Genomic DNA, 13,275 nt, shown 5'->3' on the forward strand with positions numbered 1-13,275 from the left:
TTAACACTGTCAGCATATTGTTGCGCCGGTGATTGTATATCGACAGTATCATTGCTGCTTCAAAGGGAGTTTCTGTAGTGAGTGAACGGATCTTGTCCGGTGATAAGCGGAGCCTCCGGCTGATACTGGCTGCCTTCTATATTGCCGTTACCGCCGGGGCCGTGAGTTTCGCTGTGACCCGCTTTCTGGACTATGAGTCTCAGCTTCAGGACAAGGCGATGATCAACGCCCGGAAGGTCGCCGGTGATCTGGATGACGTCATCAATAATGCGGCAACGGTCGTCGCATTGCTGCAGCGGCTGGCGATTGATCTTCATGAAAGCAGGCCGCCTTTCGCCCCGCCGACCGATCTGTTCCTTGCCCTGCAGGAAGACGCGAACGGGCATTTCAATCTGGACCATCCGGCCCGCGGGTTCAGCCCGTCACTGGTCGGCAATATGACAGGGGTCGGCCCGCTCACCGGTCGCAAGGATGACTTCATGGCCGAGATGGAGATGGCGCTGGCCCTGCGCACGGTCTTTCGTCTGGCCCGTGAGAGACAGCCGGATATTCCCTGGGTCTATTACACTTCTCTGAACCGCTTTCAGCTGGTCTATCCATGGGTGCCATCAACCTGGGTTGCCTATTCCGACAAGGTGCTTGAATCAGAACGGTTTGCGGCGGGTGCGCCGGAGAGGAACCCGGAAAAAGGCGAGTTTCTGACGCGGGTTTATGAAGACAACGGGGGGCAGGGGCCGGTCATCACCATTGGACGTCCGATCTATCTGGAAGACCGTTTTGCGGGAGTCGTCGCCGTCGATCTGGCATTGCGCCAGCTTAACCGCTTCATCGAGGCGTTTCCGGAGCAATATGGCAGACTGATTCTGAGCGAGCGGGACGGGAATGTTTTCCTGCCGGTGGGCAGCCAGCTCAGCAGAGCAGATCATGAGATCGCCCTGCCACTGAATGCAGCGGACTGGACCCTGTATCTGTCTGTTGACCGGTCACTTCAGATCGCGACAGCATTGCGGGCGGCATCCTGGGAAATCGGTGTCAGCCTTCTGTTGCTGATGTTTGTCGGACTGTTCGAATGGCGTCGGCGAATCGGGGGCAGGATCGTTGCGCAGAAAGAAGAACTGGCCTGTACCAACCTTGCCCTTGAGCAGGCCCGTGAAGTCGCTGAAACGGCAACGCAGGCGAAATCAAATTTTCTGGCCTCGATGAGTCATGAAATCCGCACACCGATGAATGGTGTCATGTCGATGGCCGAATTGCTGGACCAGACCGAACTGGATGATGACCAGCGCGGCATGACCACCATCATCCGGCAGTCCTCCTCGGCGCTGCTTGGTATCATCAACGATATTCTCGACTTCTCGAAGATTGAAGCCGGGCGTCTCGATATCGAGATGCTGAATATCGATCCGGGTGAGATCACCAAGGATGTGGGAGACCTGCTGGCCTTGCGGGCCGAGGAAAAAGGTCTCCATCTTGCTGTCGATATTGACCCCCGGCTGCCACAGCGGCTGAAGGGTGATCCGACCAGACTGCGTCAGATTCTGCTGAACCTTGGCGGGAATGCGATCAAGTTCACGGAAACCGGCACAGTGTCCCTGCGCATTTGTCTGCCGATTCTTTGCCCGACAGAGGCTGGCAGTGAACTCAGGCTGCGGCTGGAGGTGGAGGATACCGGCATCGGTTTGTCGGAAGAACAGAAGGCCCGCCTGTTTCAGCCTTTCGAGCAGGCGGACAGCTCGACCGCCCGGAAGTTTGGCGGGACAGGGCTTGGTCTGGCCATCTCGCATCGTCTTGCCGACATGATGGGAGGCCGCATTGGCGTTGAGAGTGTTCCGGGAGAGGGGTCAACATTCTGGGTTGAAATTCCCATGACAATCGTTGATCCGCGACCGGTCATGCCGCCTGCGGATATCTCGGACTGTGCCGTTGCTGTCGTCGGGTTTGAAGATACGCCCTTTGAAATGATTGAACGGGCACTTCGGTTTGCCAGAGCACCCGACCCGGTTCGGCTGGATAGCCCGCAGGCCCTGTTTGATGCTGCCAAAGCCGGGACTCTTCCTGGCCTGATTCTTGTTGAGGCGATGCTGGCTGGTGGACAGGGAGTATCTCTGGCCCGGCAGCTTAACCGGATTGCCCCCGATCCTGAACGCAAGCTGGTTCTGGTTGCATCACGGTTGCTGTTCTCGTCCCTCAGCAGTGCGGAACGGGCGGGCTACTACGCCAATCTGATCCACCCGGTCCGGCGTATCAGACTATGGAACGTGATGGCGGCCAGTCGGGGCCGGGTGGAACTGGAGAAGCTGAATATGACGGGAATGGCGTCTGACGCCGGTTTCGTCCCGCCGCCGCTGGAACAGGCCCGTGCTGCGAATGCCGTTATTCTGGTGGCAGAGGACAATAAGACGAATCAGGTTGTCATCAGCCGTCATCTGCAGCGCCTTGGTTATGCACATGAAGTTGTGAATGACGGCAGGCAGGCGCTGGAACGACTGGAAGAAGACGGCTTTGGCCTGTTGCTGACAGACTTTCATATGCCGGAAATGGACGGGTTTGAACTGACGGAAGCGATCCGTTCCGGGGAAGCAGGAACCGGCCGTCATCTGCCCATTGTTGCCCTGACGGCAGATGCGCTGGTCGGGACGGAACAGCATTGTCTTGATGCCGGGATGGATGCCTATCTGACCAAACCGATTGAAAGTGCCCGGCTTGCAGCAATGCTGGAATCCAGACTGCCACAGGCTCTGGACCTCCGTCAGCGGGGAGGAGCGAAAGAACCGGTACCGTCCGCCGTTATGGACAGCATTGATCCGGATATTTTTGCACTCGACAGGCTGACCGACAGCTTCGGGGCTTTTGATGACGAGGCCCGGGACTTTCTCCGGGAGTTCGTGGAGGATCTGCCGGACAGGATAAAGAGGATTGAGGTTGCAGTAAGCGTCGGTAATGTGCCTACTGCGCGTGAGGAAGCCCATTCTCTGAAAGGGGCTGCCTTGTCAATTGGCGCAACGCGGCTGGGAAATCTTGCATCGGACCTGCAGGATATGCTGGACGCTGAGGATATTGAATCAGCAGAACTGGTGGCGACAGTGCTGTCACCTACTGTTGATGAATTAAGGGATGCAATTGACAGGTTGATGACGTGACGGGGCATTTTGACTGATGGCGGTCGATTTCAAAAATACACGTGTTCTGGTTATCGATGATGAGGGCTATATCCGGCGGCTGATATGCAAGTCACTGCGCCAACTCGATATTCTGAATATCTATGAGGCAGAGGAAGGACAGTATGGATTGCAGCAGGTCGTGCGGGTGCGACCGCATCTGGTGCTGTGTGATATCCATATGGAACCGGTTGACGGGCTCACCTTTTTACGAAAACTCCGGGCCGCAAAACTGGAGTCGATTCGTAATACGCCCGTGGTTTTCCTGACCGGAGACAGTCATATCGATACGGTTGTGAAGGCGAGAGATCTGGAGCCGAACGGCTATATGGTAAAGCCGGTATCGGTGACTGATCTGAGGCAGCGTATCCAGTCGGTTCTCGACAAGTGAACGGCGGGCCGAATCGTCGGCGGGCTGAATAACTTTGACATCGGGCTATTTCTGCCGACAACCGTCAGATCATGTCTGATCTCGCCAAAGGCCTTTTCATCACCATTGGCGGCGTGCTGGTGCTCACGCCGGATTCGCTGCTTATCCGGCTGGCCGGAACCGATCCCTGGACGCTGATTTTCTGGCGTGGTCTGCTTTATGGCGGAACCATCACCATCGGATATCTGCTGCTGAAGCGCCGCCGGGCCCTGGCGTCTTATCTCAGTATCGGCCGGGCCGGACTGATTGCTTCATTTTTCTTTTCCCTGAACGCCTTCACGTTCGTTCTGGCGATGGACAATACTTCCGTCGCCAATGTGCTCATTCTCGTCGCCACATCGCCTCTGTTCTCCGGCCTGTTCGGGCTGTTCTTTCTGGGGGAACAGCTACGCTGGCGAACCTGGGCAGCGATTGCCGTGTCGCTCTGTGGTGTCGCCATTATTGCGCTGCCAAATCTCGGGGAGGGGGCGATCTTTGGTGATGCGATGGCCATTACCACCGCTGCCTCACTGGCTGCTGCCTTCACGATTTTCCGGGCCAACAGTTCGATTGATATGGCACCGACGGTTTCGATTTCCGGATTTCTGACGGCCGGTCTGGCGCTGTCTGTCGGCGCAACGCCGGTCATGACATCTGAATCCGCTCCCTGGATTTTGATGATGGGATGTTTTGTCCTGCCGGTCGCCTTCATTGCCTTTGCGGTCGGCCCCCGTTATCTGCCGGCGGCACAGGTCAGCCTGATCCTGCTGCTGGAGACGGTGCTCGGTCCTGTCTGGGTATGGTGGGCACTGGATGAGGGGGTGGGACCATTGACCCTGCTTGGCGGGGGCATCATTCTGGTGGCGCTGACGGTGGATTCGCTGTTCGCACTTCGCAACCACCGGCGGGCACTGAAATCCGTGGCCCGGCCCGGCGGGAATGTTATAAGCAGCAAAAATAACGGACGGAAATCATGAGCGGATTTGATCCTGACCGCTTCTACGACAGCGAGTTCGAACAGCATATGGCAGCGGCAACAGCAACCCGCGACGCGCTGAAGAAACCGTTCGCCCGTCTGGTGGAAGTCTGCGCGACGTCAGTGCGCAATGGCGGCAAGATTCTGTTTTTCGGAAATGGCGGCAGTGCCGGTGATGCCCAGCATCTGGCGACCGAACTGGCCGTCCGGTATGTCAGCAATCGTGAACCGATTGCAGCAATCGCCCTGACCACGGATACATCCGCCCTGACCGCCATCGGCAATGATCTGGGTTTCGACCAGCTGTTCGCCCGGCAAATTCACGCGATCGGCAAGGCCGGTGATGTCGCGCTTGGCATCACCACATCCGGACGCAGCCCGAATGTAACGCTGGCGCTGAAACAGGCGAAGGCTATGGGGCTGATTGCAGCCGGGCTGACCGGGCGGGACGGGGGTGATCTGCCGGGTCTGGCCGATCCGCTGCTGGTTGTGCCCTTTGATGTGACAGCGCGCATTCAGGAAATGCATATCACTCTTGGCCAGATGCTGTGCGGTGCGCTGGAGATTGAACTGGGTCTTGTACCCGCCCCTGCTGTCTGACTGTTTGCACCGGAGAGATCGACGTGACTGACCCTTCCACCCTCGCTGCGGATGTCGAGAAACTGTCTTCGGCCAAGGTGCTGGTTGTCGGCGATCTGATGCTGGACCGCTTCATCTATGGCCGGGCTGACCGGATTTCTCCGGAAGCGCCGATTCCGGTTCTGCGCATGGATCATGCGGAATCCATGCTCGGGGGTGCCGGTAATGTGGTGCGCAATCTGTCGGCACTTGGTGCAAGCTCGGCCTTCCTGACGATTGTTGGTGATGACGATGCAGGCCGGGATGTCACCCATCTGGTTGCAGAGGCGGAACGCACGGAACCTTTCCTGCTGGTTGAACGCGGACGCCAGACCACCATCAAGACCCGGTATTTCGCGTCCGGTCAGCAGTTGCTGCGGGCTGATCAGGAGACCACCACTCCGGCCGACCAGACGACGCGCCGCAAGATCATCGATCTCGCCCGCGATCTGCTGGGTGAATACAACGTTCTGGTCTTGTCTGATTATGGCAAGGGCGTGCTGGATGATGGTCTGTCGCGTGATCTGATTGATCTGGCACTGGCCATGGGCCGGCCGGTCATCGTTGACCCGAAAGGTGATGATTACGAGCGTTATCGCGGGGCGACTCTGGTCACACCGAACAAGAAGGAACTGGGTGTTGCAACCCGGCTGCCGGTTGACGGGGACAATAATGCCATTGTGGCGTCCCGCGAACTGGCTGCGAAATGCGGCATCCAGAATGTTCTGGTGACCCGCAGTCAGGAAGGCATGACACTGGTTGAAGGCAGCGGCCAGGAATTTCATCTGCCGGCTGAAGCGCGGGAAGTCTTCGATGTTTCCGGGGCGGGTGACACGGTTGTCGCAACCTTGTCGGCGGCGATCAGTGCCGGTGTTTCTCATCTCGACTCGGCGCGGCTGGCAAATACGGCTGCGGGGATTGTTGTCGGCAAGGTTGGTACCGCTGCGGTCTTTGCCGAGGAACTGATGGCGGCCCTGCATCATCAGGATATTGCGGCGGCTGAAGCCAAGGTGCTGGTGCGGGCTGCGCTGCTGGAGCGGGTTTCTCGCTGGCGGCGTCAGGGTCTGAAGGTTGGATTTACCAATGGCTGTTTCGATCTGCTGCATCCCGGCCATGTCATTCTGCTGCGCAAGGCGCGGGCGGCCTGTGACCGGCTGGTCCTGGGCCTCAACAGTGATGCCAGTGTCCAGCGCCTGAAAGGTCCTGAGCGTCCGGTGCAGACGGAAGCCGCCCGTTCCACCGTGCTTTCTTCGCTGGCTGCCGTTGATGTGGTGACAATCTTTGGCGAGGATACCCCGCTGGAACTGATCCGGGCCATCCGCCCGGACGTGCTGGTCAAGGGCGCGGACTACGCCGTCAGCGAAGTTGTCGGTGCGGATATCGTGCAGGCGGCTGGCGGTGAGGTCATGCTGGTCGATATCGAGGAAGGCCACAGCACCACAGCCATTATTGACCGCTCCCGGAGCTGAGAACCGGTCAGACCGGTTCATCAGTTATCAGCAACTGCCCGGCGTGATCGCAGGTTGTGAATATGGACTTTTTCGCCCGGCGCGATATCTGTTGTCGCTTCGCCGATAGCCTGCCCGTATTTGCGGATAACTTCTCCCTTGCGTACGGGGCGGATGCAAATCTTGAAATAGATATCCATGTCTTCCCGGGCCTGCACCTGCTCACCGGATGACAGCTCCACCAGATCACCGCACCGGGCGGCATCCAGCAGGGTGGCGACATGATCCTCGGCAAATAATGTAACGGCTTTCACGATCTTTTTCATGGCTAGAGCGCAGCATCAAAGCGACTGACGATATCGTCGCCTTCGCCCAGAATTTCCCCCCAGGACAGTTTGCCGTCAGCAGTCTGCCGGACATTTTCGGAAATCTGAAGGGTTGCTTCCTCCATGGATCTCCGGCCTGACATTATGCCATCAAGCGGTATGTCGATTTGCTCACCCAGATAGTCGCAGGCAGTGTCATTGGCGCAGATTTTCAAGGTTGGGCAGAGACCGTTTGTAAAGCTGTTCCCGGCACCTGTGGTAAACAGATGCAACTGGCATCCGGCTGCTGACAGGGCGGTCAGGTGCTCCGGCGCATAGTTCGGTGTATCCATGGCGAACAGTCCGGGCATATCAGGGGCTTCGCCATAGGCAAGAATACCGGAGATCGGCTGAGTTCCTGTCTTTGAGATGCCCCCCAGCGACTTTTCCTCGATCGTCGAGAGGCCGGAGCGAATATTCGTCGGACTGGGGTTGCTGCCGAGCAGGTCCAGTCCTGCCATCACGGCGCGGTTTTCCCGGTTACGGGGCAATTCCAGCAGTTTCCGGGATATGTCTTCATTTGCGCCACGTCCGGTCAGAAGATGTTCCGCGCCCAGCCATTCGACAACCTCACCGAAGATTGCAGATCCTCCGGAGGTGATATGCTGATCGATATAGGTGCCCACCGCGGGGTTTGCGACGAGGCCGGAACTTGGGTCGGATCGCCCGCATTTCAGGCCAATCCGTAATTCTGACAGCCTGGCCGGGATGCGTGGCTGACCGGAAATCTTGCGGACCAGCCGGGCGGCACGCCGGGTGCCCTCAGCCACCAGGGCAATGGCATCCTGATTGACATCATCCATCGACAGGCAGTCGACCTGCTGTTTTTTGCTGCGCAGGGTGGCGGCCATTTTCTCCAGTTTGGGTACATGGTCCGATATCAGCAGCACGGCGCCAACGTTTGGATTACAGGCCAGCCCTTCAAGCGTACGCAGATGGGTGGCCTTGTCTTCACCAAGCAGTCCGGTGTTGTAGGGCATACAGATTGTGTGAGTGTTACGGACCATGCTGCCGATCCGGCGTGCGGCCGGACTGGTCAGGCCGGTGATCGACATCACCACAACGATGTTGCGGATTCCGACACTGCCATCAGCGCGCCGGTATCCGTGGAATTCGCTCCTGCTCATTTCACCTGCTTTCCTTGTCTCTGGCGATTGAGCCAGGGTTTGATCATCGGCGCCCAGAAGGCAGAGAGCACGATAATCACAGTGATACTGATCAGTACGATCGATAACGGACGCCCGAAGAAATAGGCCAGCAGTGAACCGTCCACACGAGCCAGTGAAGCTGAACGGGTGTAGCTTTCCTCGACCAGAGGCCCGAGAACCAGGCCAAGAATTAGGGGCGCGATCGCATAACGCAGGCGGAGCAGAATGAATCCCAGCAATCCGCAGGCAAAGGCAACATAGATATCGAACGCATTATTGCGTACGGAGAACGCTCCCACGATGGTCAGCGCAAAAACAGCCGGAACAATATGTACGACACGAATCCGCAGGATCAGCGAATAGAGCGGCATCAGCACCAGACCGGTGAGCAGCATTGCCAGGCAGATCGGAAACAGCGCGACGATGAAGCGGTAGGCGACATCACCATGCTCAATAAAAAGCCGTGGTCCGGGAATGATCCCGTTGATGGTCAGTGAACCATACAGAATGGCGGCGCTGGCCGATCCGGGAATACCGAGCGCCAGCAGAGGAACCAGAGATCCGCCGACCATTGCGTTGTTGGCGCTTTCCGCAGCATAGATGCCATCCGGATTGCCTTCGCCGAATGTTTCCGGCTCGCTGGAACTGCGTTTTGCCTCTCCGTAGGCGATGAAGCTGGCAATCGAGGCACCGGCACCGGGCAGGATGCCGATCAGGACGCCGATGATGCTGGACCGCAGAATGAGAAAGGGCCGGGCAACGGCACGGGCGAAGGCCTTGCCGACAGCGCCCGGCTGCCTGGGCAGCTCGGCAACATGCTCCTTGCCCTGACCAATCAGATTCAGCATCTGCGCCATTGCGAAGAAGCCGAGAATGGCCGGTATCAGGCTGATGCCGGATTCAAGCTGATAGGTTCCGAAGGTAAAGCGGGAATAACCGGATGTCGGATCAATACCGACAGTCGACATCCAGAGCCCCAGTGACGCCATCGCCATCCCCTTGGCAAAGGACTGGGCTGTCAGGGTGCAGACGGTGGCAAGACCGGCGATGGCCAGCCAGAAGGTTTCCGGCGCCCCGAAAGCCAGTGACCATCGGGCCAGGGTTGGTGTGAAGAACAGCAATACAGCGGCCCCGAACAGCCCGCCAATGGCGGAGCCGATCACGGCAATCGAGATTGCTTCCCGTGCCCGTCCCTTGCCGGCAAGGGGAAAGCCGTCCATGGCGGTACAGATGGCCGCCGGTGTTCCCGGTGTATTCAGCAGAACGGCAGAAATCGATCCGCCAAATTCCGCCGCCATATAGATGGCACCCAGCAGAATAAGGGCGCTGGCGGGATCAAGGGTAAAGGTCAGCGGCAGGATCAGTGCAATCGAGACGGAAGCACTGATGCCCGGCAAGGCACCGCCGAACATGCCGAGCGTCACGCCCAGGAAGATCAGGCCAATACCGACTGGTGACAGGGCGTAACTCAGCCCATCCATAATGAATTCGACCATGGTCTTCTCTTCCCGGGTATGATGTTACGGACTGCTTACTGCTTGAATTCTTTCAGCAGCCAGTCGTTGTTCTTCAGGAAGTTGTCGATATAGACCTGCGTTTCCTCATGGTTCATGTAGTCTGCGGGCAGACCCAGCGCCTTCAGGTCCGCTATGAAACCGGGGTCTTCCGACATCGCTTTCAGGCCTTTGCGCAGAATTTCGACGCGGGCCATATCGATACCTTTCGGTGCAACAAAACCACGGGTCACATAGTCAACGACATCGTAACCCAGTTCACGAAGCGTTGGTGTGTCCGGTGCAAGGGCACTGCGTTTCTCTCCGGCGAAAGCCAGGGGGCGCAGTTCATCCTTGTACTGAACGGCATGCATGACGTTGGTATTCAGCACGGCAACCTCGTTGCTGAGCACGCCCTTGACCTGCTTTGAACCGCCGCCATAGGCGATTTCCGCGATATCGATACCGGCTGCCTTCTCCAGCATTTTCACCAGACCATGACCGCCGGACCGCTTGCCATTCATACCCATGGTAAGTTTGCCGGGGTTGGCTTTGGCGAACTTGACCAGATCATCGAAGGTTTTGAATTCGCTGCTGGCCGGAACCATGAAGCCTGACGGTATGCGAACCGGCTGGGCAATGTGAACCAGATCGTCCAGCTGAAAGCCGCTCTGGCCGTCGGGACGGGTCTGGCTCCAGTAGATGATATGGGGGATCAGTGCTGTGAACAGGGTATAGCCGTCTGTTTCGCCGTTGGCGATGAAGTCATTCAGTGCAACCTGTCCGCCGCCGCCGGGTTTGTTGACAACGACCATGTCGACGCCGAGATGCTTTGGTGCATGTTTGGCGATCGTCCGGGCAAACCGGTCGGCACCGCCTCCGGCACCGGTTCCGACAATCACCGTGATCGGCTTGTCGGGAAAGTCAGCTGCGGCTGGCGTAAAAGATGTTGCCGTCAGTGATGCGGCAACAGCGACCGCGACTGCGGTCAGGGTGTATTTCGAACGAGTCTTTATGCTCGGCATGGTTTCCTCCCGGGTGGTTGAATTAAAGGGGCAGTATCCCCATCGGCAATGTGACCCTGAGGAAGACGACAAAGCAGGCCGTCAGCAGGGTGACAAAGAACAGTCCGGCCAGACTGTTGGTCAGCAGTGCGCGTCGCGAAAAAGCCGCGCTGTCTGCTGCGCTGGCGCAGATGACAAACAACAGGAAAGAAACAATCGGGAACCCGATCGGTTTCAGCAAAACCAGTGCCGCGAGGAAAGCGGCAACGACCACCAGCAACCGTCCCCAGACAACGCCGGTAAACGGTTTTTCGGTGTCGCTGGCCGGTTTCAGAAAATTGCGAAACAGCGTCATGACACTGCTGATTCCGATCAGTGCGGCGGCGACCTGCGGAAAGCGTCCGGCACCGCCCTGCAGCCCGGAAGAGCTGTAGAATATCCATCCTGAAAGGATCAGCAGAGCCGTTGATAACAGGAGTTCGCCGCGTCGCTGTGTCATGTCAGGCAACCTCTCCGACAGATGATTCTCCACCGCCGGTGGAGCGGGCAAAGGCCTGGAAACTGCGATCCCGCGATGCCCGTACCTGCTGGCGAAGGGCATCGGTCAGTGTCTCGTATGATCCGGACCGGATGGCCGCGATAATCAGTCCGTGACCGCGGTTCGAGTCGGTGTTGTAGGCCAGAACCCGGTCGGGGAAATGCCGTTCCGGAAGAAAGCTCTGGATACGAAAAAGACGAAGTTCCTTGAACAGGCCGAGAAAGATATCTTCCAGCCGCCTGTTCCCTGTACCGCTGAGCAAGATCTTGTGGAACTGCAGATTGGTCGGGAAAAAGCTTTCGAGGTCACCGGCCGCAATACCCGCATCCATTTCATTTACAAAGACCTGAAGCTGATCTGCAAAACCGGCAGGCGCGTTTTCTATGATGCCCCTGGCAATGATGCCTGACAGCTCTTCCCGGATGGCGAAAAGGTCCGTTGCCTCTTTGACGGATATCTTGCGGACAAAGCTGCCCCGCTGCGGGAAGGCTTCAATGATGCGCTCGCTTTCCAGGGCACGGCAGGCCTCGCGAATGGGGCCGCGGCTGACGCCAAGTTCGGTCGCCAGATGACTTTCATTTACCTTCGTTCCCGGCGGTATGGATCCCCCGTAGATACGCCGCTCCAGATCGGTCAGAACCTGTGTGGCAAGGTTGGGTGCACGGTTAAGCATTCATTCTCTCCATGTAAAAACGTTAAATGTTAACATTTTTAATGTCAACATTTTGATGTCAGCAAAAAATGACGTCTCAGTGTAAAGACAGGTCGTACACAGGCGTCAATTATCTGCATACTGTCGGCATAAATCGATTCAGGGAGTTCGGTTATGCCCGAGATCGTCGCTGAAGTTGTTGAGAGAGTTCGTCGTCTGCTGAAGAACGGACCGGTTTCGGTCGGGCAGATTGCATTCATCGGACTCAGTGACCTGCGGATCGGGATGGGGGCGGATAAGTGGGCAAAATTCGGCCCTGCGATCCGGCGCCATGCGGAAGCCGCACTGAAAGATCACTGCACGGCCGGTGACTCCTTCATCCGGTGCAGCGATGATCAGTATCTTGTCATCTTTTCGAACTGTTCCGCCGAGGCGGCGGAAGTGCGGGCAGCGGCCATCGGTTCCCGGATTCTCAATGATGTTCACGGCGAGGAAGGGCTGGACGGTGTCCGGATATTCACCTGCGCCGAGAACCTCGACGATCTGGATTATCCGGATGGTCATACACCGGCTGAGATTATCCAGCGGTTCCGGAACCGCAGTCAGGCGGCAGATGCCGGGGACGGGCAGAAAGGTATAGTGCCGGATGTGGAACGGGCAGGCCGTCGTGCGCGATTACGCCGGTCGCTGGCCAGCCCGCATGATGCGCCGCTGCAGTATCTGTTCAATCCGTACTGGCATGCACCGACGGGGCGTATCGCGACCTTCCGGTGCAGTGCCCGGAAACTGATTGTCGGTACTTCCCGTCCGCTCAGCGATTATCATATTCTCGGGGAAAACCCGTATCCGGCAGAGATCATCCGGTTCGATATTGATGTGCTGGAAGAGGCGCTGCTGGACCTGACTTTTGCCATCCGCCGTGGTGACCGCGTTCATCTCGTTATTCAGCTGCATTTTGAAACCGTAGCCAGCCGGAACGGACAGAAAGAACTGCGTGAGGTGCTGCAGTTCGTCCCCGCCCCGTTGCGCAATCTCCTGTCGTTCAACCTCTCGGCTGTGCCGGACGGCGCACCGCTCGGCCGGGTCAGTGAACTCGGGGTTTTCCTGCATGGGTTCGGAACACATCTGTCGATTGATCTTGAGGCAGGCCTGCCAGCGTCAGTCTACAGTGATCTTGTGGGTAAATATGCGGAAGCGGATGTGCATTTCATCAGTTTTCGTCTGCCGGATGTCATGGATGGTACGATTCTTCGCGACGCAACGCGGGTTATTGAAAAGGCAAAACAGCAGGGGCTTGGCGGGGCGGTTCGAAATCTCTGCGACCGCGCCTTTCTGTCGCCGCTGGTAGCTGCCGGTTATGAATATATTGCCGGTCCGGCCATTGGAGAGCCATCACGTCACATTCCTGCGCCCTGGCGGCCGGATGATTTCCTCTGAAAGCAGTCTCTAGTAGTCCGGACTTATTT

At 57.8% G+C, this 13,275-nt stretch carries 12 protein-coding genes; 6 read left to right on the plus strand and 6 right to left on the minus strand.

All coding sequences use genetic code 11. The features are described 5' to 3' along the window. Positions 1 to 77 precede the first annotated feature (77 nt). The 5 genes from GH722_08835 to rfaE1 all read left to right on the plus strand — a co-directional run bounded on the left by GH722_08835 (position 78) and on the right by rfaE1 (position 6,630). Positions 78 to 3,140 (plus strand): response regulator, encoded by a 3,063-nt coding sequence (locus GH722_08835; GenBank protein MRG71874.1) that lies wholly within the window; start codon positions 78 to 80, stop codon positions 3,138 to 3,140. Positions 3,141 to 3,156: 16 nt separating this feature from the next. Continuing rightward, a complete protein-coding gene (locus GH722_08840; GenBank protein MRG71875.1) occupies positions 3,157 to 3,549 on the plus strand; it encodes a response regulator in 393 nt (130 codons plus the stop codon). A 71-nt stretch (positions 3,550 to 3,620) separates the two neighbouring features. Beyond that, positions 3,621 to 4,544: an EamA family transporter gene (locus tag GH722_08845; GenBank protein ID MRG71876.1), complete on the plus strand. Its 924-nt coding sequence runs from the start codon at positions 3,621 to 3,623 to the stop codon at positions 4,542 to 4,544. 47 nt (positions 4,545 to 4,591) lie between these two features. After that, positions 4,592 to 5,143 (plus strand): SIS domain-containing protein, encoded by a 552-nt coding sequence (locus tag GH722_08850; GenBank protein ID MRG71877.1) that lies wholly within the window; start codon positions 4,592 to 4,594, stop codon positions 5,141 to 5,143. Between the two features lie 23 nt (positions 5,144 to 5,166). After that, positions 5,167 to 6,630: a D-glycero-beta-D-manno-heptose-7-phosphate kinase gene (gene rfaE1 / locus GH722_08855; GenBank protein ID MRG71878.1), complete on the plus strand. Its 1,464-nt coding sequence runs from the start codon at positions 5,167 to 5,169 to the stop codon at positions 6,628 to 6,630. Between the two features lie 20 nt (positions 6,631 to 6,650). On the opposite strand, the gene GH722_08860 is transcribed toward rfaE1, so the two are convergent. The 6 genes from GH722_08860 to GH722_08885 are packed head-to-tail and all read right to left on the minus strand — an operon-like array spanning position 6,651 to position 11,830. Next, positions 6,651 to 6,935 carry a hydrolase gene (locus GH722_08860; protein ID MRG71879.1) on the minus strand — a complete coding sequence of 95 codons (285 nt, stop codon included), beginning with the start codon at positions 6,933 to 6,935 and terminating at the stop codon, positions 6,651 to 6,653. A 2-nt stretch (positions 6,936 to 6,937) separates the two neighbouring features. Then, a complete protein-coding gene (locus tag GH722_08865) occupies positions 6,938 to 8,101 on the minus strand; it encodes a hypothetical protein (GenBank protein ID MRG71880.1) in 1,164 nt (387 codons plus the stop codon). Next, entirely contained in the window at positions 8,098 to 9,618 is a 1,521-nt protein-coding gene (locus GH722_08870; GenBank protein ID MRG71881.1) for a C4-dicarboxylate ABC transporter permease, read from the minus strand. The genes GH722_08865 and GH722_08870 overlap by 4 nt, the downstream gene beginning before the upstream one ends. 35 nt (positions 9,619 to 9,653) lie before the next feature. Beyond that, positions 9,654 to 10,640: a hypothetical protein gene (locus GH722_08875; GenBank protein ID MRG71882.1), complete on the minus strand. Its 987-nt coding sequence runs from the start codon at positions 10,638 to 10,640 to the stop codon at positions 9,654 to 9,656. Between the two features lie 22 nt (positions 10,641 to 10,662). Beyond that, positions 10,663 to 11,220, minus strand: coding sequence for a hypothetical protein (locus GH722_08880; GenBank protein ID MRG71883.1), 558 nt, complete (start codon positions 11,218 to 11,220; stop codon positions 10,663 to 10,665). Next, positions 11,120 to 11,830 carry an FCD domain-containing protein gene (locus GH722_08885; protein MRG71884.1) on the minus strand — a complete coding sequence of 237 codons (711 nt, stop codon included), beginning with the start codon at positions 11,828 to 11,830 and terminating at the stop codon, positions 11,120 to 11,122. The genes GH722_08880 and GH722_08885 overlap by 101 nt, the downstream gene beginning before the upstream one ends. Positions 11,831 to 11,983: 153 nt before the next feature. Here GH722_08885 and GH722_08890 point away from each other — a divergent pair, with 153 nt between their 5' ends. Then, positions 11,984 to 13,246 carry a hypothetical protein gene (locus GH722_08890; GenBank protein MRG71885.1) on the plus strand — a complete coding sequence of 421 codons (1,263 nt, stop codon included), beginning with the start codon at positions 11,984 to 11,986 and terminating at the stop codon, positions 13,244 to 13,246. Positions 13,247 to 13,275 lie beyond the last annotated feature (29 nt).

The sequence above is a fragment of the Alphaproteobacteria bacterium HT1-32 genome (genome assembly GCA_009649675.1).
Classification (GTDB): Bacteria; Pseudomonadota; Alphaproteobacteria; order Rhodospirillales; family HT1-32; genus HT1-32.

What these genes read in the sequence shown, in the direction of transcription:
- GH722_08840 (MRG71875.1), top strand. Translation starts at nt 3,157, where the DNA reads ATGGCGGTCGATTTCAAAAATACACGTGTTCTGGTTATCGATGATGAG.
- GH722_08845 (MRG71876.1), top strand. Translation starts at nt 3,621, where the DNA reads ATGTCTGATCTCGCCAAAGGCCTTTTCATCACCATTGGCGGCGTGCTG.
- GH722_08850 (MRG71877.1), top strand. Translation starts at nt 4,592, where the DNA reads ATGGCAGCGGCAACAGCAACCCGCGACGCGCTGAAGAAACCGTTCGCC.
- GH722_08860 (MRG71879.1), bottom strand. Translation starts at nt 6,935, where the DNA reads ATGAAAAAGATCGTGAAAGCCGTTACATTATTTGCCGAGGATCATGTC.
- GH722_08865 (MRG71880.1), bottom strand. Translation starts at nt 8,101, where the DNA reads ATGAGCAGGAGCGAATTCCACGGATACCGGCGCGCTGATGGCAGTGTC.
- GH722_08870 (MRG71881.1), bottom strand. Translation starts at nt 9,618, where the DNA reads ATGGTCGAATTCATTATGGATGGGCTGAGTTACGCCCTGTCACCAGTC.
- GH722_08875 (MRG71882.1), bottom strand. Translation starts at nt 10,640, where the DNA reads ATGCCGAGCATAAAGACTCGTTCGAAATACACCCTGACCGCAGTCGCG.
- GH722_08880 (MRG71883.1), bottom strand. Translation starts at nt 11,220, where the DNA reads ATGCCCTTCGCCAGCAGGTACGGGCATCGCGGGATCGCAGTTTCCAGG.
- GH722_08885 (MRG71884.1), bottom strand. Translation starts at nt 11,830, where the DNA reads ATGCTTAACCGTGCACCCAACCTTGCCACACAGGTTCTGACCGATCTG.
- GH722_08890 (MRG71885.1), top strand. Translation starts at nt 11,984, where the DNA reads ATGCCCGAGATCGTCGCTGAAGTTGTTGAGAGAGTTCGTCGTCTGCTG.